Origin of the sequence: Sporosarcina sp. PTS2304 (assembly GCF_003351785.1) — a bacterium.
Taxonomy (GTDB): Bacteria; Bacillota; Bacilli; order Bacillales_A; family Planococcaceae; genus Sporosarcina.
Genome location: NZ_CP031230.1, coordinates 1,111,957 through 1,134,802 on the forward strand (window position 1 = coordinate 1,111,957; position 22,846 = coordinate 1,134,802).

Here is a 22,846-nt window from a genome sequence, read left to right on the forward strand (position 1 = left end):
GTCACTAAAGTAAAGTATAGCCGTTTCACAGTCATTTCACAAAAAATAAAAAAGCCCGATTGAGAAATCTGAGCTTTGCATATCGTTAGTTCCTCTTAATATGTAGAAATCAGCTGACGTTTCCACCGTTCGTCTACGATTTTTCCATGATCTAAATAGATGATTCGATCTCCTAAACGTTCAGCTTCTTCTAAATCATGCGTCACAATGATGAATGGGATTTTCCACATTTCATGTAAACGCAATAATTCATCTTGGCACTGTTTGCGTGTCTCTTTGTCCAAAGCAGATAACGGCTCATCTAATAACAATACAGAAGGTCTGGCAGCAAGTGCTCTCGCTAAACCGACACGTTGTTTTTCTCCACCTGATATTTGGTGAGGATATTTTTGCAATAGGTGTTCAATGCCAAGTACTTGTAGCAACTCACTAATCATCAATTGACTCTCTTGTTTTTTCTTCACGCCGTATAAAATATTCTTCTCCACCGTCATATGCGGGAACAGTGCATAGTCTTGAAATAAATAGCCGATTTGGCGATCTCTCGCTGGCATCGGTTTTTGCTCGTCACAATAAAACGAATGATCTTTTGACACGATCAATCCACTGTCTGGGTGGACTAAACCCGCAATACTATTTAAAATTGTCGTTTTTCCTGACCCCGAAGGACCGACTAATACGAGAATCTCCGCTCCCATTTCAAATTGAATATGTAATGTATAATGTGCGAGTTGTTTATGAATATCTACATGTAGCATATCATTTCCTCCTAGTCTGTCATGTCCGTGTAAAACGACGAATATTACGTTTGCTCCACCAGTTTACCCATAAGATCAAACTAAATCCGAACGTAATAATGATGATGACCCAAAACGTAGCTTTTTCCATCTGTCCCGACTCCACCGCAAAGTAAATAGCCATCGGGATCGTGTCGGTCTTTCCCGGAATATAACCGGCAAGCATTAACGTCGCACCAAACTCCCCAAGGCCCCTCGCAAAAGACAATACAAGGCCAGCCAATAACCCAGGCCATGCCAACGGGAAGACTATTGTGAAAAACACGCGCCATTCCGACGCACCCATCGTTCGTGCAGCATTGGAAAGGCGTTCGTCTAAACTTTCAAAAGCAGCTGAAGCACTTTGGTACATGAGTGGGAATGAAACAACAATCGACGCAATCACCGCACCAATCCATGTGAAAACAATTTGGAAGTCAAACCATTCAAGTAACCAACTGCCAATCCACCCTTTTTTACCGAATAGGACAAGCAAACCAAAACCTACTACAGTCGGCGGCAAAACGAGCGGAAGTAAAAATAGCGCTTCTAAAATACTTTTTCCAAAGAACTCTCGCTTCGCTAAGTAATAAGCAATTAGCACCCCTACTACAAACACAAAGAAAGTGGAGATGGCAGCCACTTTTAGTGATAATAGCAAAGGTGAATAATCCATTTCCAGCAAGCCCTCTCCTCCACTCTTTTACTTAAATCCGAATTTCTGCAAAGCTTCCGTTCCTGTATCACTCGTCAAATAATCCAAAAATTGCTGTGCAGCTTCTTTATGCTTAGAATCTTTAACGACTGCTCCAGGATAAACAATCGGCGCATGCCATTCAGGATTCGATTCAGCTAATACTTTTACATCATCTGAAATAAAAGCATCACTTGAATAGACTACCCCTAAATCTGCATTGCCCATCTCTACGTATGTCAATACTTGGCGCACATCAGAACCAAGAACTAATTTATCTTGCAGTGGTTCCCAAAGTTCCAAGTTTTCCAAAGTTTCTTTCGTGTAGCGTCCTACAGGTACAGATTCAGGCTCGCCCACCGCGAAATGATCAACTGTCGCTGGATCAATCTCTTCGAATGAAGAAACTTCCATGTTGGAATCTTTATGTGCGATCAATACTAATACGTTAGATGTGAAATCTTTTCGGGATTCATTGACGATCAGTTCTTTTTCTTCCATGTCGTTCATATCTTTCGAACTGGCTGACAAAAACACATCAGACGGTGCACCATTCTCGATATTTGTTGCTAGTTTACCAGAACTGCCGAAGTTATATGTAAGTGTAACTCCTTCGTGCTGTTCTTCAAATGTCCCTTTTAGATCTTCCAGTGCATCAGTCAAACTAGCTGCAGCGGATATTAGCAACTCGACCTCTTCAGCAGGTTGTTTGTCCGCTTCTGGTGTTTGCTGATCAGTTCCCTGTGAGTTTTCCGGCTCGTCGGTATTCGAGCATCCTACTAGTAGAATAGAAAGAATGACAAACAACACCGATAGTAAAAAACGTTTCACTATAAATGACCCCCTTTATCTATTATATATAACTAGATATATCTAAACATAACTAGTTATATATAGAAACATCATAATATTCTTCCTTAAGCTTGTCAATTTTGCTAAGTCTGTTGATGATCTAAAGAAATTGTCATCTGGGTAATGAGATGCTTTTGACAAGTAGATAGTATTCGTCCAGAAGTTGAAGCGGAGTGAGTGACTTCTCCTGTGCAGTGAAGAAAAATAGTGTACGTGCTAGGATTCTCCCGAGAGAAACCGGACGCTTTCCTGAGGGGACGCGGCGGACTCGCCATAAGTTCTTTGGCGATTACGCCTGTCGTCCTGATCCTCCAGGAGTCGCCGGTTCTTCCGGGAGAATCCTTGAGGTTGTGTCGGGAAGTCAGTCTGTGTTCGTCCAGAAATAGAGTATGGAAAATTACTTCTCCTGTGCAGTGAAGAAAAATAGTGTACGTGCTAGGATTCTCCCGAGAGAAACCGGACGCTTTCCTGAGGGGACGCGGCGGACTCGCCATAAGTTCTTTGGCGATTACGCCTGTCGTCCTGATCCTCCAGGAGTCGCCGGTTCTTCCGGGAGAATCCTTGAGGTTGTGTCGGGAAGTCAGTCTGTGTTCGTCCAGAAATAGAGTATGGAAAATTACTTCTCCTGTGCAGTGAAGAAAAATAGTGTACGTGCTAGGATTCTCCCGAGAGAAACCGGACGCTTTCCTGAGGGGACGCGGCGGACTCGCCAGAAATGCGTTGGCGATTACACCTGTCACCCTGATCCTCCAGGAGTCGCCGGTTCTTCCGGGAGAATCCTTGAGTTTTTGTCGGGAAGTCAGTTTGTGTTCGTCCAGAAATAGAGTATGGTAAGCTCTACTTCCTGAACAGTGTGGGTGAAGCTTTGGATTGCCTGATTGAATACATATAGAGTCATTGCTTTTTCCACTCAGTCCATCGAAATAGTCATAGTAGCTGATGTTGGTCTTTCGCCACATACAAAGAGTGATCAACCTGTCTTGCACACACAAAGTACGGCTTGCGCTGGAAGACGATCGACTCCGAGAGGATCAGGGCGACAGGTGTAACTCGCTGTGCACTTTTGCGAGGTCCACCGCGCCCCCTCCGGAAAGCGTATCGTCTGGAAGCGCAAGCCGCAAGACACTTCAAGTCAACCTTGCCCCATCTAATAAACGAACATGAAGTAGCAGACAAGCCCACGTAGTCTTTCACCACATACAAAGAGTGATCAACCTGTCTTGCACACACAAAGTACGGCTGAAGCTGGAGGACGATCGACTCCGAGAGGATAAGGGTGACAGGTGTAACTCGCAGCGCACTTTTGCGAGGTCCACCGCGCCCCTCCGGAAAGCGTATCGTCTGGAAGCGCAAGCCGCATGACTCTTCAAGTCAGCCTTGCCCCATCCAAGATTACAATTTTGCTTTTTACAATGAAATAACGGAAGATAGGGTTACAGAACATAGGGGGATGAGAAAATGAGTAATTCAGAACAGAACATTTCCTACACTACGGAAGAAATCGCCCAGTTATTGAAAGTATCAAAGTTAACAATTTATGATCTTATTAAAAAAGGTGAAATCCGTGCATATCGTGTAGGTCGTCAAATGCGTGTAGACGCGGTCGATTTGACTTCCTATAAAGAACAATTAAAAAGTGGTGGAAATCTATCGGATACCCGCCGTATCGTAGAGTCGAGCGCAGAAAAGCCGCAAACACGCCCTCAATCAGATTCTGTCATCATAAGCGGACAAGATATCAGTTTGGATATTTTAGCGAGTTACATTGACGAAGCGGGTGCCTATCGACCATTACGATCATTTACTGGCAGTCTCAACAGTTTGATCAAAATGTATCATGGCGAAGCGGATATCGTTAGCACTCATTTGTTCGATGGAGAAACAGGCACGTATAACTTACCTTATATTCAGCGCCTGCTGACCGGTCACTCGTATATAGTCATTCACTTGCTCGTTAGAAAAGCAGGTATTTATGTTCAAAAAGGTAATCCACAACAAATACACGATTGGGCTGACCTAGCGCAACCGGGTCTTCGATTGATTAATCGCGAAAAAGGTTCAGGAGCCCGTGTACTGTTGGATGAACAATTACGACTTGCTTCTATTGCTCCGTCTACTATTATGGGCTACGAGGATGAAGAGCAAAATCATATGGCTGTCGCTGCAAGAATCGCTTCCAAACAGGCTGACGTCGGAGTAGGAATTGAAAAAACCGCTCGCTTGATTGATGTTGATTTTATCCCATTGATTGATGAGCAATATGATTTAGTATTATTAAAAACAAAGGAAAACGAACAGATAAGAGACTTCATTGTGAAAACAATAAATGATCCTGATTTCCAAGCGAAGATTAACGCAATCGGCGGTTACGATCTGACGAATGCTGGAGACATACGCTACGAGACACCGTAAACGTCCTGTATAATGTAAAAAAGTGCTCGAAAGGAATTCCTTTCAAGCACTTTTTTATTTGATAGACATTCATTCAACTTCGCTATCACTTTCACTTTCCACTACTTCATAATACATCTCTTCAGCGGTTTCAAAGCGGTTATATCGCAACATGAATAAATGGAATACATGACTTGCGACGACTTTTAATAACGCATACGCTGGTATTCCGAGAATCACACCGGCTACGCCGAACAACGACCCCGCTGTGAGGAGGACGAAAATGATTGTAATTGGATGAATATGCAGCGACTTGCCCATAATTTGCGGCGAGATGAATTTTCCTTCCACTACTTGTACAATCGTCCAGACGACAGCCAATTTCACAAGCATGAATGGAGATGTGACGATCGCAATGATCACTGCAGGAGTAATCGCAATGACAGGTCCTAAATACGGCACGATACTCGTGAACATTGCTAAAACCCCGAGCAGTAGCGCATACTTCATTTTAATAATAAGGAATCCAATCGATACCATAATACCGATTGCGATTGCTACTAAAATCTGACCTTGAATATACGCACTAATTTGTTTATCCGCATCATGGAAAATGATCGCCGCATCATCACGCAACCGTGGCGGTAAAATACGCAAAATCATTTGGGGAAGCTTTTCTCCGTCCTTCAATAAATAAAACAAAATTAACGGAACGGTAAACAAGCTCAAAATAATACCCGTCAATGCGGAGACGAATGAAGTGACGCCTGACGCAATACCGCCTAATGTCTCCGTAAAGAATTTCCCAATACTTTCAAATCCTGAATCTAAAAAGGTGTTGACGTTAAAGTTAAATCCTTCATAAATAGGCGCGAAAATGGAGTTTCTAAAAAAGTGATCCATATCTAAAATCAATTGCTTAAAATACGAAGGAAACTCATCAAAAAGATTGATCGATTGTTCCCGTAAAAACGGTAACACTAAAAATACGAGCAAAGTAAGTAATCCCGCAGTAGCCAGGAAAAGTATCAAAATCCCATAGACGCGCGGAATACGTAGCCGCACTTCCAAATAGCGAAGAATAGGCCGCATTAAATAATACAAAATCGTCGCCAATACAACGGGTAGCACGACTGTCGAGAAAAATACGCGAATCGGATAAAAAATAAAGGAAACTTGTGTATAGATTAAGATGATCAATCCGATAAACAACAAACAAAGCAACACGAATAATGTGGCTTGACCACCAAGAAATCCGACAATCGGTGATGTGGATCGAGCAGACCAAAAATCGCGTAATGAATTTTTCTTAGGTGGCTGTCTCAAAACCTCGTCCCCCCTTCATACGACCCTTTACTGCGTTGCTAAAAACGAACGGATCGCTTCTCTATTTTTTTCTACATCTATTTCGATAACAGAACCTGCGTGTCGATAAGACGTAAATGAATAACTATCCTCTACAGGAATCCGCAACGTTTGCAAATCTAATTTCCGTTTCGCTAAAATTGCGACGACCTTCGCAAGTTCATCTTTAGACGTTAAATCAGTCTGAACGAAACTGTCAAGTGCGCCGGCCACTTTAGGCGCCTGCATAATAGTCGGTAAACTGAATAGCTCGTCCTTTACGGCTTGAATCACTTCCTGTTGACGATTGACCCGTCCAAAATCTCCTTCGTCATCTGCACGGAATCTCGCATAGCCTAGCAATTCTTTGCCATTCAAACGCTGCACACCCGGCGTCAGCGTCACACCGATTTTTTCAGACATTTCCTTTTTCACATCCATCTCCAGCCCTCGTGGAAAAGCAATATCCATAATGGACTCAAAGTTATCGAAATCCACTACTGCATAATGATGAATGGGAATATTAAACATGCCCGAAATAGTTTCTTTTGCAGTTTGTACTCCACCTAAATAATAAGCCGTATTCAACTTGTACGATTGATATCCCGGAATTTGTGCGTAAATATCTCTCATAAATGAAATTAGATGAGCCGTTCCTTGTGCTTGATCCCAAGAAAGCACCATCATCGTATCTGTACGGTATTTACCCGATCCGTCATTATCGATCCCTAGCAATAAGTAATTTTCTATCGCAGGGTTTTTCGGATCCAGCAAATCCCCTTGAAATTCTCCAGGCTCAATTACACTTCCTGCCGTTATAGCTTTCCCTTGTTTAAATTGTACGTAGCTATACGCTGATATCGTCATGAAGAAAAGCAATAGAAACAGGATGAAAACCCTACCGAGCCGAAGTTTGCGTCTCTTCTTTTTACGATGAGGTATTTTTTCCTCTAGTTGTTCGTCCATTATGCTTTCATTCCTCCAGTATCTCTGTAGTCCTGTAGTACAGACGTTTCTATCAGTGAGAGGTTGCGTCTACTGTTTTGTCTGCTGCAGTCGAATTCCCGATTCGCAACGCTAGCACTAGCATAGCCACAAATAATAGAAGAAATACGAATAATGTGACGTGATGGTTCGCTGTATAATCGTACAACATCGCAATGAATAAAGGTAAAATACCCCCGATGATAAAGCCGCCGGTCTGCATCATCGCCGTCCAAGTATTCGTTTCTTCCGCACTTTCAGTCGCATCCATCGGCATCAATAAACAAATTGGGAACAAACCGCCTAACGGAATACCGAGTAATAGGACGCCAGCAGAAAATAATACCGGTTGTGCCGTCCACATGAGAGCGATCGATAGAATACCAAGAACGAGAATGAAAACTAATGCAGGTGTTCTAGAGTTCAATCGTTGCAATACTAATGGAAATCCGATGTTCATGACGATTTGTACGACGGTCATCATACTGAGTAGCGTCCCCGCTTGTAGTAATGTCATTCCATTGGTTACTGCGATAGGTACGAGCCATGTCAGCACGGCAAAAAATAATGCGGTTTGCAGTCCGAAAAATACGAGAAAACTCCAAGCCGTTCGATTACGCCATGGATTGACGCCTGAATGCACTGTACTTTGCCGTTGCTTCACTTCCATTGGATGTGTGGCAGATAGACGCCAAGCTAGTATGCCGATAATCGCAAGTACGGCCCACACCGCAAGTGCAAACGCATACGATGAGTCGGACGCTTCATAGAATACAGCAGTCAATCCGGTACTTAACGTCGCGCCCATCCCCATACCAAACGAGTAAATTCCGACGACCATAGCGACGTGTGAGGGAAAGTACTGTTTGATTAAAGCGGATAATAACGGCCCGATCACAGCAATGGAAATTCCGGCAGCTAATGACGTCATCCATAACACGCTAAATGATACAAATAGGAAACGAATACCGATTGCACCTGCTAAAATAAGCAACATAGCATACATCGTGTAATTCAGTCCGATCGCTCGGTTCAATACAGGTGCAAGCATAGCAAACACCCCCATACAAATGACTGGAATGACTGTCAGTAAGCTCACTTGTGTATTCGACAACATCAAATCTTCTCGGATGATGTCAAGGAGTGGACCGATCGATGTAATGGCCGGACGCAAATTAAGCGCCACAATAAAAATCGCAAATAATAATAAACTAGACGTTGTTTTCGATCGCAATGTAAAGACTCCTTTATGTAAGTTGAAGGCTCCATCTACTTCTCATCCCTTATCGTAAACGTAAATTGAAAACAGTACCAGTCCAAACGTTTCATTTCACAAATATTTCATGTATAATAGGAGCATTGTGAATTTAGGAGGATTTAGTATATGTTAGCAGTTAGTAATTTAAGTCTTCGCTTCGGCGACCGTAAACTATTTGAAGACGTCAATATACAATTCAATCCAGGCAACTGCTATGGATTAATCGGTGCAAATGGTGCGGGAAAATCAACATTCGTTAAAATCGTTTCAGGTGAACTAGAGCCTCAAACAGGACATGTTATCTTAGGAAAAGATGAACGTCTCGCTGTTTTAAAACAGAACCACTTCGAGTATGAAGAATTTGAAGTAATGGAAACTGTCATTATGGGCCATAAACGTCTATATGAAGTCATGAAGGAAAAAGACGCAATCTATATGAAGGAAGATTTCTCTGATGAGGACGGCATGCGTGCAGCTGAACTCGAAGGCGAATTCGCAGAAATGAACGGGTGGGAGTCAGAATCAGAAGCTTCCGTACTCCTTCAAGGTCTAGGCGTTCCGGAAAGCCTGCACCATGTGAAAATGTCCGAATTAGAAGGTTCTGACAAAGTAAAAGTATTACTTGCGCAAGCATTATTCGGTAAGCCGGACGTATTATTACTGGATGAGCCTACTAACCACTTGGACTTAAAAGCGATCCAATGGTTGGAAGAATTCTTGATCAACTTTGAAAACACGGTCGTCGTCGTATCCCATGACCGTCACTTCCTAAACAAAGTTTGTACGCATATCGCGGATCTCGACTTCGGAAAAATTCAAATTTATGCCGGAAACTATGATTTCTGGTATGAATCCAGCCAGCTTGCTTTGAAATTGTCTCAAGAGCAAAATAAGAAAAAAGAAGAAAAGGTGAAAGAACTACAAGCCTTTATCGCGCGTTTCAGTGCCAACGCATCCAAGTCAAAACAAGCGACTTCTCGTAAAAAAACACTCGACAAAATCGAGTTGGATGATATCAAACCATCTTCTCGCCGTTATCCATTCGTGAACTTTACAATGGGCCGTGAAATCGGGAATGATGTATTGACGATCAAAGACGTGACAAAAACAGTAGATGGTAAAACACACATTAAAAATGCGACATTTACTCTCGGTAAAGAAGATAAAGTCGTCTTGCTCGGTAATCCATTAGCAAAATCTGCATTGCTTGATATGCTTGCAGAAGTAACAGAACCAGATTCCGGTGAGATCAAATGGGGCGTCACGACATCACGTGCGTACTTCCCCATCGATAACTCCGAGTATTTCGAAGGATCAGAGCAAACATTAGTGGAGTGGCTGCGTCAATACTCTCCAGAAGATGAGACAGAGACATTTTTACGCGGCTTCCTCGGACGTATGCTATTCTCGGGTGAAGAAGTGAAGAAAAAGCCTAGCGTGTTATCAGGTGGAGAAAAAGTTCGTTGCATGCTTTCTAAAATGATGTTAACGAGTGCGAACGTCATCCTTCTAGATGAACCGACAAACCACTTAGACTTGGAGTCCATTCAAGCATTGAATAACGGTTTGATCGCATTTAAAGGGGCAATGGTCTTCACATCTCATGACCATCAGTTCATCCAGACTATCGCCAACCGCATTATCGAAATCAATGATGACGGAACTATCTTTGATAAAATGATGACATATGACGAATACTTGGAATGGAAAGGTCAAAAAGCGTAATACTACAGAACTATGTACTACAAATAAGCCAGGCTGAGAAAAACCAATCGTTTTTCTCAGCCTGGCTTTATTAGGAATTATTTTCAATGGACAGCAGTCTATTGTTTTGTATAGCATAGTTCGTAAACATCCATCGATTGCATATACACAATCTCCTTTTCATAAAGTCAGTTTCTTATAATTTGGATGAATAGTTCGTGATAGGAAGGGAATAACAAAAAATAAAGGAGGTTTTTCACATGAAACGTAAGATACTTTTTCTCATAGCAGCGCTTTTGCTCATTCTCGCGGGATGTTCAAGTAAACCGGCCACATCACTAGACGGTAATAGCGGCTCTGACGGTCAATCGACAAATGATGGCACGACTGAAGATACAACAGATTCAGACGACGATCAGTCACAGCAAGACGATGCAGAGCTCACTGACGTCTCGTTGCTTGATTATTTTCTTCCTGACGGCTCCAGTGCGCATTATAAAGGGGAAGGCAATGAATTCGCTGAACTGGATATAACAGTAGCCCGCCCTGCGGAAGACTATGTAGTGATCCACGAAAATAACGGCGGCTCTTTTATTCAAAAAGTATTTAAAGTAGAAGGCGATGAAATACAAGTACTTCAAGAAGAACCTATGGAAATAGAAGCTGCCATTCCGACTCCCGCTGAACTGGATGCTATGGAACCGCAACGAATTTATTTAAAAGGTCCGATTGCGGTCGGCACGACATTCGATGATTGGAAAATCGTAGAGACTGACGTTGCAGTGACTACACCCTATCAGCAATTTGAAGATGCATTTGTAATTGAACAGACATCTGAAGATTTTGTGAACCGGATCTATTTCGTAAAAGGTATCGGTGAAGTGAAACGTGAATCGATTATGGAACAAGAAAACGAACCCGATTTTGTTGTTCTATCTTTACTTGAAACAGTTACACAACCATAATTTCCTGCACGCAAAAAGGCGTCCCATAGGGGCGCCTTTTAATTAGTGGATTAAAGTTTAACAACGTTAGCTGCTTGTAAACCACGGTTTCCTTCGACAACTTCAAATTCAACCTGCTGACCTTCGTCAAGAGATTTGAATCCGTCGCCTTGGATTGCTGAGAAGTGTACGAAAATATCTTCTTCTCCGTCAACTTCGATAAAACCGAAGCCCTTTTCTGAGTTAAACCACTTTACTGTACCTTGTTTCATTCGATAACCTCCAAAAATATATAAGTACTTGTTAATACATGAACTTTCGCATAAAAAAATTCACGCATTACAAAAAGTACCGACGTTGCCGATCACTTTTGTAATAGGTGAATCCAATAGCACACGATCGTTCAATTAATTTACTTAGTAACAGTATAACATGTTCATATAAATTGTCAATAAAAAGCATACATCACCTAATTGAGGATTTTACGAGAGATTCGGTCGATCGTTGAATAATACGATAATTCCATGATAAATTTGTGAATCCCCTTCGCAACCCTCACAGTAATGCTTCTCTGAATCAGACCAAAATGCGTGAAAACAACCTTTGCGATGTTCATAATAGTCAAATTGCGGAAGCATCTCCTCGATGAGTTGCTGAAGATGTTCTTGCATCGATTGCGAGTCAGTAAATGTTTTGGAAGTCACTGAATACTCACGCCACTCTTCAAACATCCACCAAGGTTCAAAATCAGCCTTCATATAAACGACTTCATACATTAGTATGCACCCCTTTACTTCATTCTATGCATAATGTCATTAATCTTAGCAAAATAATGATTCATAGCAAAGTAAAAAGATTTACGCGCCATAATGTATGAGTTTTTATCTAAATTCGGCTATAATTAAGAAGCAGAGGCTAACATAGCGTGAAAAAACTTGTCAAATTGAAACCTTTTGCCTCGCTAACCGTAAGTACTATAGAGAAAGAATGAAAGGTGGCCTGAAAGAATATGAACCCTATTAAAAAATTTTTCGCCCGACATGCAATCATGGCCCCGACTAGTTTGTTCACTTGGATTTTCTTAACAAGTAGTACTAGCCTCAATCCGTTGCTTGGTTTTGCCATCGGAGTTGGACTGTATGCTGGAGGCAATATGACGATTAAAGAAATTCAACTACGCTCGACTTTGAAACAGTACGGGTTGGGACGTTCTGAATACAAACATATTGAACAACAAGTCATTGAATCGAAGAAAAAAGTAAAGCAATTAACGAATATGTATGGACAAGTTCGCTCTATTCAAGCGTTTAGACAAGTATATGATATGGCGGCTAAAGCTAGAAAGATTATTAAAATTGTACAAATGAATCCACGTAAGTTTTATCAAGTCGAATCATTTTTTTACGCACACTTAGATTCGGCAGTAGAAATTACATCTAAATATGGATTGTTAGTGAATCAGCCACTAAAAGATACAGAAATCAAAATCGCATTGCAGCACACTCGCGAAACACTTGCTGATTTGAATACAGAAATGGAACGGGATTTACGCAATGCGGTGGCAACAGACTTAGAGCAATTGCGTATGGAAATTGATTTTGTTGATGTGACGATCAATAAAGATAAACCGCTGCTTGAATCGAAAGGGGAACATTTAAATGACAGAAAAACAATTCGATGAAACGATAGATATGCCAGAAACGACGATGGACGACTTACTCAACAATCCGTTTGATATGGATGCTAGTCTCCTGCCTCAAGAAATGGAAAACACAATGGCAGAAAGTAAAAAACCGGCCAAACTAATGGACCGTCTTTCGCAAGAAGAGCAAGAAAAAGCGAAACAACTTGCTTCTCAAATTCCAGTCGGTAATTATGAGGCTGTGATTACGTACGGTGCCAATGCACAAAATGAGCTCTCCCGCTTCTCCAACAAAATGCTCGATCATGTACAAAGCAAAGATATCGGACCTGTAGGCGACGTGCTCAATGAATTAATGAATAAACTGTCTGAAATTGATCCGGATGATCTTTCGGATAAGAAGAAATCTGGACTCAGCCGGCTTTTTACGAAAGCGACACGTCCTGTTGCGGAAATGTTAACAAAATATCAAAAACTAGGGACACAAATTGATAAAATCGGTGTACAACTTGAACATTCCAAGCGCGGATTGATGGAAGATGTACGTATGCTCGATCAATTATACGAACAAAACAAAACGTACTTCCAAGCACTGAATGTTTATATTGCAGCTGCGGAACTAAAAGTAGATGAAATCAACCAAACGATTATTCCGGAACTTCATAAAAAAGCAAAGCAAGCTGACGACCAAATGATGGTACAAGAAGTAAATGACATGGCACAATTCGTCGATCGTTTAGAAAAACGTCTATATGACCTTCAACTGTCCCGTCAAATCACGATTCAAACGGCACCACAAATTCGGATGATTCAACAGACAAATCAAACGTTAGCGGAAAAAATTCAGGCATCTATTATGACAGCCATTCCCCTATGGAAAAATCAAATTGCCATTGCGTTAACATTGAATCGCCAGCAAAAAGCCGTGGAATCACAAAAGCTCGTAACGAAAACAACGAATGATTTACTACTGCGCAATTCAGAAATGCTGAAAGTCAATAGTATCGAAACAGCGAAAGAAAATGAAAAAGGCATTGTCGAAATTGATACGTTGAAGAAAACACAGGAAAATTTAATCCAAACGATCGAAGAAACACTTGTCATCCAAGCAGATGGTCGCGCCAAACGAAAAGCAGCCGAAACAGAAATCGCACGTATGGAAGAAGACCTCAAAACTCGCCTACTTTCCGTCTACGAAGAAACACAAAACCGCCCTTCATAACGAAGGACGGTTTTTGTTTTTACAATTCATAGAAAGCATCTTGGATTACTAGCTGGGATCGCTGAAGAGGTCGCCGCTTCCCTCGCTAACGCTTCCAGAGTCTCTCGAACGTGTCTGCCTGGAGCGCAGCGAAACAGTATAGCGCTCTTCTTCCTCACACTACCTATATTAGCACTTACTCAAAGTACGACTTATAATACCCGCCGACTTTACCGGAATTATCTACGACGAAAATAAACTCTTCCGTCTCGTTTTTCACTTCATAAGACTTCCCTGGCGTCAACATATTACTAACAACATACTTCGCTGCATCTGCATGCACACAAGTTACTGTCTTTAGCGTCGGTTCATCCACCCATTGTAAAAATGACATCACTCTCTCCCCTTTCACATAATATAGGAAAGCGACCCGCGTAACTGCGGGTCGCTACTGTTGTATAAATTAAGAACCTAGTAGAAGATCTTCAGGGTTTTCTAGTAACTCTTTAACCATCTTCAAGAATCCTACTGAATCTTTTCCATCAATTACTCGGTGATCGTAAGAAAGTGCTACATACATCATCGGACGGATTTCGATGTTGTCGCCAACAGCTACTGGACGCTTTTGAATTGTATGCATACCTAGAATACCTACTTGTGTACCGTTTAAGATTGGAGTAGACAATAGTGAACCGAATACTCCACCGTTTGTAATTGTGAATGAACCGCCTGTCATATCAGCCATTGTCAACTTGTTGTCGCGAGCTTTTTTAGCAAGTTCAGCAATCGTCGCTTCGATTTCTGCGAAGTTTTTACGATCTGCGTCCACTACGTTCGGTACAACGAGTCCACCTTCAGTTGATACTGCGATACCGATATCGAAATAGTTTTTCAACAAGATTTCGTCACCATCGATTTCAGCATTAACATATGGGTATTTTTTCAATGCAGCTACAACTGCTTTCGTGAAGAATGACATGAACCCTAGACGTACATCGTTTTGCTCAAAGAACTGGTCTTTTTTGCGTGAACGAAGTTCCATCATTTTCGTCATATCAATTTCGTTGAATGTTGTTAACATCGCTGTAGATTGTCTTACTTCTAGCAAACGCTTCGCAATTGTTTGACGACGGCGAGTCATTTTCTGACGCGTAATACGACCGTCTTCTTTTGCTTCTGTTTTAGCCGCTGGAGCTGCCGGAGCTTTCGGCGCAGGCGCATTGTTGTGAGCAGCTACGTCTTGAGCGCGTACACGACCCATTGGATCGACTGGAGACACGTCTGCAAGATTGATGCCTTTTTCACGCGCTAGTTTACGAGCGGCAGGGCTCGCAATTGTACGGTCAGTTGAAGTTGTTTCTTCAACTGCTACTTGCGGAGCATCTGGTTGTGCTGCAGGAGCTGTTGCTTCTGGCGCTGTTTGTGGAGCTTGTTGTGCCGGTGCACCTGAACCTTCGCCTACAATCGCGATCACTTGGCCAACTTCAACTGTGTCGCCTTCTGCTGCCAATAGCTCAGATAGAACACCTGCTTCTTCTGAAATGACTTCGACGTTCACTTTGTCTGTTTCCAATTCAACGATGAATTCACCTTTATCCACGTTTTCACCGGGTTGTTTCAACCATTTTGCAATTGTACCTTCTGTAATCGATTCTGCTAGTTCAGGTACTCTGATCTCTGCCACAATAAATTCCTCCTCGTAGGTATCCGCTTCGTGCGGAGTAGCTACTATTTGTTTAAATGATTTTTAGTACTATATAGCTTCCTTACTTGTTATATCACTTTTTCAAAGCTTCTTCAATGATTCGGTTTTGTTCTGTTTTATGAGAAGCACCGTCACCTTCAGATGGACTTGAACGTTTAATACGACCAACGTAAGAGATTTCTTTGTCTTCTGCTAGTTGTTGCAAGTACGGATATGCGAATGACCATGTACCCATGTTCTTCGGCTCTTCCTGTACCCACACTAAATCTTTTGCTTTCGGGAAACGAGCGAGAATTTCTTTAATCTTATCTGTCGGGAACGGGTAAAGCTGTTCTACACGCACGATATGCAGATAGTCGAATCCTTTGCCGTCTTTTACTTGTTCCGCTAGGTCGATTGCCATCTTCCCGCTTGCAAACAAGATTTTCTTCACTTTTTCAGGTTTTGTCCCTGTTCCTGGTTGTTCCAGAACTGTTTTAAAGTGGCCTTCTGTTAAATCTTCAATGTCCGCTCCAACTAGTGGGTGACGCAATAAAGATTTAGGTGTCGCAATGACTAACGGACGTTCTGCTTCGCTTCCAAGAATTTTGGCTTGACGACGCAATACGTGGAAGTAGTTGGCAGCACTTGAAATATTCGCAACTGTCCAGTTGTTCTCAGCGCATAACTGCAAGTACCGCTCGATACGGCAACTTGAGTGCTCCGGTCCTTGTCCTTCAAACGCGTGCGGCAACAATAGCACTAATCCTGATTGCTGACCCCACTTCGAGAAACTAGAAGAAACGAATTGGTCGAACATCACTTGTGCCATGTTGGAGAAGTCACCATACTGTGCTTCCCAGATAGACATCGTTTTATCTTCTTCCAAGTTATAACCGAATTCATAGCCGACAATACCCGCTTCAGTCAACGGACTGTTATAAGCGACGAATGAAGCGTTTGAACCACCGATGTGATGCAACGGCACAAATTCTTCACCTGTTCTTTCATCATGCAGTACTAGATGACGATGAGCAAATGTTCCGCGCTGAACGTCTTGTCCAGACATACGAATAGGCTTGCCGTCTTGTAGAATAGATCCGAATGCTAGTTGCTCTGCGTGAGCCCAGTCAATTTTACCTTTACCGTTAAATGGATCATGACGTCTGTTGAGAATCTTCTCCAATTTACTAAATACCTTGAATTCAGCAGGGTATGTTAGTAATTCTTCGTTCATCTTACGTAGACGGTCTGCAGATACGCCTGTTTCAAGGTCACGCGGCAATCCAGCCAACACGCCTTCAGGAGTCGCGTTCGATCGTTTCGGTGCATCGACCGACTCTTCTTTCACGCGGTCATACGCTGCTTGCATTTCTGCGATAATCGACTTATCCATTTGCTTCACTTCGTCATCCGTCATGAGTTGTTGATCTACTAAACGTTGTGCGTAAAGTTGACGAACTGTTTTATGCTTATGGATTTCGTGGTACATGACCGGATTTGTTACAAGTGGCTCATCCATCTCATTATGTCCATAACGACGGTAACCGATCAAGTCGATCAATACGTCTTTACCGAATTGCTGACGATATTCAAATGCCAACTGTGCGACAGCAAGTACTTCTTCCGGATGATCTGCATTCACGTGGAATACTGGTACCTCGAAGCCTTTTGCTGGATCGGATGCGTAATGTGTAGAACGAGAATCATAGTATTCAGTTGTAAAGCCAATTGTATTGTTGGCGATTACGTGAATCGATCCACCTGTTTGGAACCCACGGACACGGCTGTAGTTGAATGATTCCGGCACGATTCCTTGTCCAGGAAACGCTGCATCACCGTGTACAAGTACTGCAAACGCAGCATTCGTATCTTGACGTGGAATACCTGGGTTATCTGTATTTTCTTGAGCAGCACGAGTCTGCCCTGTAATGACAGGATTGACTACTTCCAAGTGAGACGGATTGTACGCTAGGAAGCGTTTCAAACCGGATTCTCCTTTGTAAAGAGCTCCCATATGGTATTTTACATCGCCGAACCAGCCGCGCGTAACTTCCAGTGAGCCGTCTTTTGGCAAGAACGGTGACGCTGGAACGCCCGCAAATTCAGCGAACATCATTTCATATGGTTTGTTTAAGTTATGTGTCAACACGTTCAAACGTCCACGGTGCGCCATGCCGATAAGCATTTTCTGCATCTTCGCTTCTTCAGAACGGCGAATTAATTCATCGATTAAGACAACAAGTGTGTCTACCCCTTCGATAGAGAAACGCTTCGCTCCAACGAATGTACGGTGAATAAATTTCTCGAAACCTTCAATTTTCGTTAAGCGCTCAAGGAGTTGCTTTTTATCTTCACCTTGTAAGCTTGGCTGTACATCGCCATTTTCAATTTTTGATTGAATCCAATTACGTTCTGTTTCATCAATTAAGTGAGCAAATTCGTAGGCGATTGAACCTGTGTATAAAGATTTCAGATAGTTCATCGCATCTAAGCCGTTTTCCACTGTTGCTGGAACGTTTTTCAAGAACAAAGTTGCTGGCAATCCGACCAGATCGCTTTCTGTCAGTCCGTGATAGGACAGTTCCAGACGTGATGTATCCTTTGGTCGATCGTTTAATGGATAAATGTCTGCTGCTAGATGCCCATATGAACGAATCGCTTCTAATAAGGAATAGACAGCTAGCACTTTGCGTAAATCGGTTTGAGAACCATGCGCAATTACTGCTTCTTGTCCTGACTCATCGATCTGAGGCGCACCAAAATTCCTGAATAGCTCAGCTAAATCAGGATCTACTGCATTTGAATCTGTTTTAAACAGATCGTACATTTCCATTACATACCCAAGGTTTGGACCCGAAAAATTAGCATACGGGGAACGATGGGAATCCACATTGTTCGACATGTAATATGACCTCCACATTGCCAATTGGCTTGTTGTGTTTATTTTGTATACTTCTATACAATAATAGCACGCAAATCCTAGAACTGAAAGGGATTAATTCGAAGTTGTGAACTTTTTTGAAAACCGCATGAAAATATATGCGATTTCTACGAATAATCCTTGACTACTGCCTGTTAGGATTGTATTTATTTCTGAAACGACAAAATCAACTCTACCATCTTTTCAGGAGTTTTTGGTTTTGTCGTCTTTTCTATATTCGACAGCAACCGACTTTTCTCCTTCTCTAATTTCGCGAAAAGGTATTGTAGCGGCTCATTCGGTAGCTGTTCTTCCTCTACTTGTAGGGCGAGGCCTTTTGATGCGAAGTATGATGCATTCAAAATTTGATCGCCGCGGCTCTTGGATGCAGCCAACGGAATGAGCAGCATCGGTTTATGGATCGCCAGCAATTCGAATATCGCATTCGATCCCGCACGTGACACAGCGAAATCTGCCGCCGCCAGCAAATCAGGCAATTCCGTCGTCACATATTCAAACTGTGCATACCCTGCGAGACCTTTCAACTCTTCCTCCGCATTGCCTTTCCCGCATAAATGAATGATTTGGTACTGCTTTAGCAACTCAGGCAACGACTTGCGTACCGCATCATTCAGCACAGCAGACCCTTGGCTCCCCCCCATCACAATGAAAATAGGTTTGTCATGTGTGAAGCCGGTGAATTGTAACCCGCGTTCTTCATCCCCTGTAAATAATTCAGGACGAATAATCGGACCGGTACAAGTAGACTTACCGGGTGGAACATATTGTAAGGTTTGTTCAAATACGGTGAAAATCTGTGAGGAAAAGGGCAGTGCTAATTTATTTGCAAGGCCGGGCGTGACATCCGACTCATGTACGACCACTGTCACATTGGCAAGTTTCGCTGCCATCACGACAGGAACAGAAACGAACCCTCCTTTAGAAAAGACCAATTCCGGCTTCAGCTTCCGTAAAATCGCAAGTGCTTGAAGCGTCCCAGCGCCTACTCGAAAAGGATCGCTAAAATTTTTCATAGAGAAATAGCGTCGCAGTTTCCCGCTTTGTATGGCGTGATAAACAACGTCTGGATGACTATCTCCGATTAACTCTCGTTCGATCCCTTCTTTTGATCCGATATAATGCACGCGATAGCCTTTTTCTAAAAACACAGGAATTAACGCCTGATTGACAGACACATGCCCTGCCGTCCCGCCACCTGTTAACACGATTACCGGTTGTTTCATACTTCTCATCCTTTCATAAGGGCTTATGTAAGATGATTTTCACTCGCTCTTTCATGATACAATAGCTGTAGATTACTAGATGTGAAAGAGGAATTGAAAATCATGACAACTGCAACGAACACATTACAGCGAAAAAGCACGTTATTTATCAAAATTATGATTCCCATCTTAATTACACAAGTCGCCCTCTATTTAATGTCGTTTTTCGATATCCTCATGACCGGACGTTACAACACCTATCATTTAGCAGGCGTGACGATCGGCAGTTCATTTTGGATTCCTGTCTACACAGGGCTGTCAGGCATTTTAATGGGGCTTACTCCTATTATCGCCCAGCAGATCGGCGCGAAGAATAAAACCGACGTCCGCCCTACTGTCCAGCAAGCATTATACGTATCTCTCGCCCTTTCGGCAATCATTTTCCTGCTGATTCGGTTAGTAGTGTTGCCGGCCATTACAAAAATGCCGTTAGACGGGCAAGTCGTCACAGTGGCGTCCAGCTATTTAATCGGCATGAGCATTGGATTAGTGCCGTTGATGGCGTATACAGTGTTGCGTTCATTTTTCGATGCACTCGGCGCTACACGCGTCTCGATGTTTATTATTCTGTTGTCAGCTCCTATTAATATTATCCTAAACTATCTGCTGATTTTCGGGAACTTCGGCTTTCCGGAACTAGGCGGGGCGGGTGCCGGATATGCGTCGGGTTTTACATATTGGCTCGTATTTCTCATAGCGGTGTTGATCGCCTGGCTTTCTAGACATTTTAAAGAGTATGAATTGTTCAGCAGGTGGCAACGAATATCGTTCATTCGGTGGAAAGAGATTTTATTGATCGGAATTCCAATCGGTCTGTCGATTTTCGTGGAGACGAGTATATTTTCAGTCGTCACATTGCTCATGAGTAGTTACAGCGCCCATGTCATTTCCGCACACCAAATTGCGCTGAACTTTACGTCACTTCTTTATATGGTGCCGTTAAGCGTCTCGATGGGTACGACCATTTTAGTAGGCCAGTCGATAGGAGCGAAACGTGCTGATGACGCAAAGGCTTATACGAAACTCGGCATAGGCTTTGCGGTAGCATTTAGTTTCTTATCCATATTCATCTTGCTGATGTTTCGTGAATCCATTGCTTCTATGTATACGCCAGATGCAGCGATCATTACACTTGCGATGCAGTTCTTTATCTATGCCGCGTTATTCCAGCTGTCTGATGCTGTACAAGCGCCTATACAAGGTGCACTGCGTGGATACAAAGACGTGACGATGACCTTTATCGTCGGACTGATTTCGTTTTGGATTATCGGACTGCCTACAGGTTTCCTGCTCGCTCGCTTCACTGAACTCGGCCCGTACGGTTATTGGGTCGGATTAATCGTCGGTCTGACTGTTGGAGCTAGTATCCTTTCGCTACGTCTGCGGTACATTCAAAATAAACAACGATAAAAAACGGTCGATGGAATAGACTCCATCAACCGTTTTTTTTATTACTTCTGAATGAATTGCTGTGTCCAATAGTGACCGTTTGCATCATAGCCGATACCGATATGCGTAAAGCCCGGTGTTAAGATATTCTGTCTATGACCTGCTGAGTTCATCCAAGCCGTCACAACTTCCTGTGCGCTGCGCTGACCCATGGCGATATTTTCTGCAGCTTGACGGTACGTAACGCCGTGACTCTTCATCTGATCAAAAGGTGAACCGTATGTAGGGCTCGTATGAGAGAAATAATGATTCGCTGCCATGTCTGCTGATTTTTGTTTGGCAGATTTCTGTAAAGCGACGTCAATTTGCAGTGGCTGCAAACCTGCTTTCGTACGTTCTGCATTCGTTAAATTTAGTACTGCTTGCTCCACTGCTGAAACATTTGCAGTCGTACTAGTTTCTGACGGCTTGCTAGGTTGTGCTGGCGGCTGTGTCGTCGGTTGAGTAGGACGTGTCGGCTTTTGATAGCCTGAATGATACTGTCCATAGTAATACGTATACTTGTCCTGTTTCTGGATGTTCCACGTATAGTGCTGAGGCTTAGCGTCTGTAAACGTGTTCGCCTCAGCTGTCTGATGTGGCAATACTAGTGCTGAGCTTAATAAGATGAGTGATAACGTTTTTTTCATCTTGTTCCCTCCTTCTCTACGGAAATCATCATACCGTCAGAGAATGAGAGAAAACTTAGTGAAATTTACCATTCTATCCAATGAACTCTCGAACCCTATGAAAAGAGAGTTTGAGCTTTGCCGCTATTGGAAAAAGTATCCGTCATACCGTACTATTGCCAGTAAAAAGCTATTGACAACTAATTTTTCGGCTCGTATTTGACGTGCTGCAGTTGCTCGCCAATAATGACGAGCGTAGAAGGAAGTTGGATATATTCCGGAATCCACTGCACCATTCCATAGGCATATTGGAATAAATGAGAGTAACGGGATCCTTCCAATTGAATATAGCCTTTCATCCGATAGATCGTGTCGGGCAATGTACGCACCCATGCTTCGAAATGCTCTTGGTCAACCGGCTGGTCAAACGTCAGCACTTTAGACGCAATTGGAAGACCGCTGCCTGTCTGTACTTCGTGCGTAGGTGCTGAAGAGGCGTCAATCATCTTCTCTATATAACGGAAGTCCACTTTCGCGTTGACGGTCTGTACGAGCGGTGCGTACGGATTTAACTGCGACACTTGCATTGTTACAGTGGCCAGCTCATCATCAGACAATAAATCCGTTTTATTGAGCACCATGAAGTGGGCATGACGTATTTGTTCGAGGAATAGAGCGAGCATTCGTGGAGACAATGCGTCACGGTCGATCCAGCGCTTCGCATCGACGATTGTGATAATTCCTTTGACACAGAGTTGCGCAGCGAATAACGGAGAGTAAACCGCATCTAACGCCTCGACAGGATGAGCGGCACCGGTCGTTTCGATAAACAGCACATCCACATGAGGGTAATCCGCCAGCAAGCTTTGGATTTGCGCTTCTGTAGACTCTGCACCCGAACAGCAAATACAGCCATTCAATAATTCTTTTAAAGGTACTTCTCCGGTGTCCTCGACAATTTGACTGTCAATATTCATTTCACCGAACTCATTCATAAGCACTGCAGGAAGCCTCCCTGACTGTTTCACTTGCTCGATCAGTTGTACGAGTCCTGACGTTTTGCCGCTTCCTAAAAAGCCACTCAGTAAATATACATCAATCATTCGAAT

20 protein-coding genes are annotated in these 22,846 nt (G+C 42.8%); 6 read left to right on the forward strand and 14 right to left on the reverse strand.

Features of this window, described 5'->3' with window-relative positions; all coding sequences use genetic code 11:
• Positions 1-95 precede the first annotated feature (95 nt).
• From DV702_RS05180 to modA, 3 genes are read right to left on the reverse strand one after another with little or no spacing between them, the layout of a single operon-like run.
• Positions 96-758 (reverse strand): ABC transporter ATP-binding protein, encoded by a 663-nt coding sequence (locus DV702_RS05180; RefSeq protein ID WP_114923796.1) that lies wholly within the window; start codon positions 756-758, stop codon positions 96-98.
• A 19-nt stretch (positions 759-777) separates the two neighbouring features.
• Positions 778-1,452, reverse strand: coding sequence for a molybdate ABC transporter permease subunit (gene modB / locus DV702_RS05185; protein ID WP_371682749.1), 675 nt, complete (start codon positions 1,450-1,452; stop codon positions 778-780).
• Positions 1,453-1,479: 27 nt separating this feature from the next.
• Positions 1,480-2,301, reverse strand: coding sequence for a molybdate ABC transporter substrate-binding protein (gene modA, locus DV702_RS05190; RefSeq protein WP_114923798.1), 822 nt, complete (start codon positions 2,299-2,301; stop codon positions 1,480-1,482).
• 1,479 nt (positions 2,302-3,780) lie between these two features.
• Here modA and DV702_RS05200 point away from each other — a divergent pair.
• Positions 3,781-4,734: a substrate-binding domain-containing protein gene (locus tag DV702_RS05200; RefSeq protein WP_114923800.1), complete on the forward strand. Its 954-nt coding sequence runs from the start codon at positions 3,781-3,783 to the stop codon at positions 4,732-4,734.
• 69 nt (positions 4,735-4,803) lie between these two features.
• On the opposite strand, the gene DV702_RS05205 is transcribed toward DV702_RS05200, so the two are convergent.
• The 3 genes from DV702_RS05205 to DV702_RS05215 are packed head-to-tail and all read right to left on the reverse strand — an operon-like array spanning position 4,804 to position 8,275.
• The gene (locus tag DV702_RS05205; protein ID WP_371682726.1) at positions 4,804-6,039 is read right to left on the reverse strand and encodes an AI-2E family transporter; all 1,236 of its coding nucleotides are present in this window, start codon (positions 6,037-6,039) and stop codon (positions 4,804-4,806) included.
• Positions 6,040-6,066: 27 nt separating this feature from the next.
• On the reverse strand, positions 6,067-7,023 hold the full coding sequence (locus tag DV702_RS05210) for an LCP family protein (protein WP_114923801.1): 957 nt from the start codon (positions 7,021-7,023) through the stop codon (positions 6,067-6,069).
• 52 nt (positions 7,024-7,075) lie between these two features.
• Entirely contained in the window at positions 7,076-8,275 is a 1,200-nt protein-coding gene (locus DV702_RS05215; protein ID WP_114923802.1) for an MFS transporter, read from the reverse strand.
• Positions 8,276-8,425: 150 nt separating this feature from the next.
• Here DV702_RS05215 and DV702_RS05220 point away from each other — a divergent pair, with 150 nt between their 5' ends.
• Positions 8,426-10,024: an ABC-F family ATP-binding cassette domain-containing protein gene (locus DV702_RS05220; protein WP_114923803.1), complete on the forward strand. Its 1,599-nt coding sequence runs from the start codon at positions 8,426-8,428 to the stop codon at positions 10,022-10,024.
• Between the two features lie 239 nt (positions 10,025-10,263).
• A complete protein-coding gene (locus DV702_RS05225) occupies positions 10,264-10,968 on the forward strand; it encodes a hypothetical protein (RefSeq protein ID WP_114923804.1) in 705 nt (234 codons plus the stop codon).
• Positions 10,969-11,018: 50 nt separating this feature from the next.
• Here DV702_RS05225 and DV702_RS05230 read toward each other — a convergent pair whose 3' ends face one another.
• Complete coding sequence (locus DV702_RS05230; RefSeq protein WP_114923805.1) at positions 11,019-11,219, reverse strand: cold-shock protein; 201 nt, start codon at positions 11,217-11,219, stop codon at positions 11,019-11,021.
• A 210-nt stretch (positions 11,220-11,429) separates the two neighbouring features.
• Positions 11,430-11,723: a DUF1033 family protein gene (locus tag DV702_RS05235; RefSeq protein WP_114923806.1), complete on the reverse strand. Its 294-nt coding sequence runs from the start codon at positions 11,721-11,723 to the stop codon at positions 11,430-11,432.
• 233 nt (positions 11,724-11,956) lie between these two features.
• Between DV702_RS05235 and DV702_RS05240 the strand changes: the two genes are divergently transcribed.
• Both DV702_RS05240 and DV702_RS05245 read left to right on the forward strand, forming a co-directional pair.
• Positions 11,957-12,628: a 5-bromo-4-chloroindolyl phosphate hydrolysis family protein gene (locus DV702_RS05240; protein WP_114923807.1), complete on the forward strand. Its 672-nt coding sequence runs from the start codon at positions 11,957-11,959 to the stop codon at positions 12,626-12,628.
• Positions 12,606-13,811, forward strand: a complete 1,206-nt coding sequence (locus DV702_RS05245) for a toxic anion resistance protein (protein WP_114923808.1) — start codon at positions 12,606-12,608, stop codon at positions 13,809-13,811. Before DV702_RS05240 ends, DV702_RS05245 begins: the two co-directional genes overlap by 23 nt.
• Before the next feature lie 175 nt (positions 13,812-13,986).
• Here the strand turns inward: DV702_RS05245 and DV702_RS05250 are convergent, their stop codons facing one another.
• The 4 genes from DV702_RS05250 to DV702_RS05265 all read right to left on the reverse strand — a co-directional run bounded on the left by DV702_RS05250 (position 13,987) and on the right by DV702_RS05265 (position 19,641).
• Positions 13,987-14,184: a DUF6501 family protein gene (locus tag DV702_RS05250; RefSeq protein ID WP_114923809.1), complete on the reverse strand. Its 198-nt coding sequence runs from the start codon at positions 14,182-14,184 to the stop codon at positions 13,987-13,989.
• A gap of 69 nt (positions 14,185-14,253) precedes the next feature.
• Positions 14,254-15,474, reverse strand: coding sequence for a 2-oxoglutarate dehydrogenase complex dihydrolipoyllysine-residue succinyltransferase (odhB, locus tag DV702_RS05255; RefSeq protein WP_114923810.1), 1,221 nt, complete (start codon positions 15,472-15,474; stop codon positions 14,254-14,256).
• Positions 15,475-15,568: 94 nt separating this feature from the next.
• Complete coding sequence (locus tag DV702_RS05260; protein ID WP_114923811.1) at positions 15,569-18,379, reverse strand: 2-oxoglutarate dehydrogenase E1 component; 2,811 nt, start codon at positions 18,377-18,379, stop codon at positions 15,569-15,571.
• Positions 18,380-18,564: 185 nt separating this feature from the next.
• Entirely contained in the window at positions 18,565-19,641 is a 1,077-nt protein-coding gene (locus tag DV702_RS05265) for an undecaprenyldiphospho-muramoylpentapeptide beta-N-acetylglucosaminyltransferase (RefSeq protein WP_114923812.1), read from the reverse strand.
• A 102-nt stretch (positions 19,642-19,743) separates the two neighbouring features.
• Here DV702_RS05265 and DV702_RS05270 point away from each other — a divergent pair, with 102 nt between their 5' ends.
• Complete coding sequence (locus DV702_RS05270) at positions 19,744-21,090, forward strand: MATE family efflux transporter (protein WP_114923813.1); 1,347 nt, start codon at positions 19,744-19,746, stop codon at positions 21,088-21,090.
• 41 nt (positions 21,091-21,131) lie between these two features.
• Here DV702_RS05270 and DV702_RS05275 read toward each other — a convergent pair whose 3' ends face one another.
• Together DV702_RS05275 and DV702_RS05280 are read right to left on the reverse strand one after the other, a co-directional pair.
• On the reverse strand, positions 21,132-21,758 hold the full coding sequence (locus DV702_RS05275) for a CAP domain-containing protein (RefSeq protein WP_114923814.1): 627 nt from the start codon (positions 21,756-21,758) through the stop codon (positions 21,132-21,134).
• A gap of 179 nt (positions 21,759-21,937) precedes the next feature.
• Positions 21,938-22,840, reverse strand: coding sequence for a CobW family GTP-binding protein (locus DV702_RS05280; protein ID WP_114923815.1), 903 nt, complete (start codon positions 22,838-22,840; stop codon positions 21,938-21,940).
• Positions 22,841-22,846: the final 6 nt, after the last annotated feature.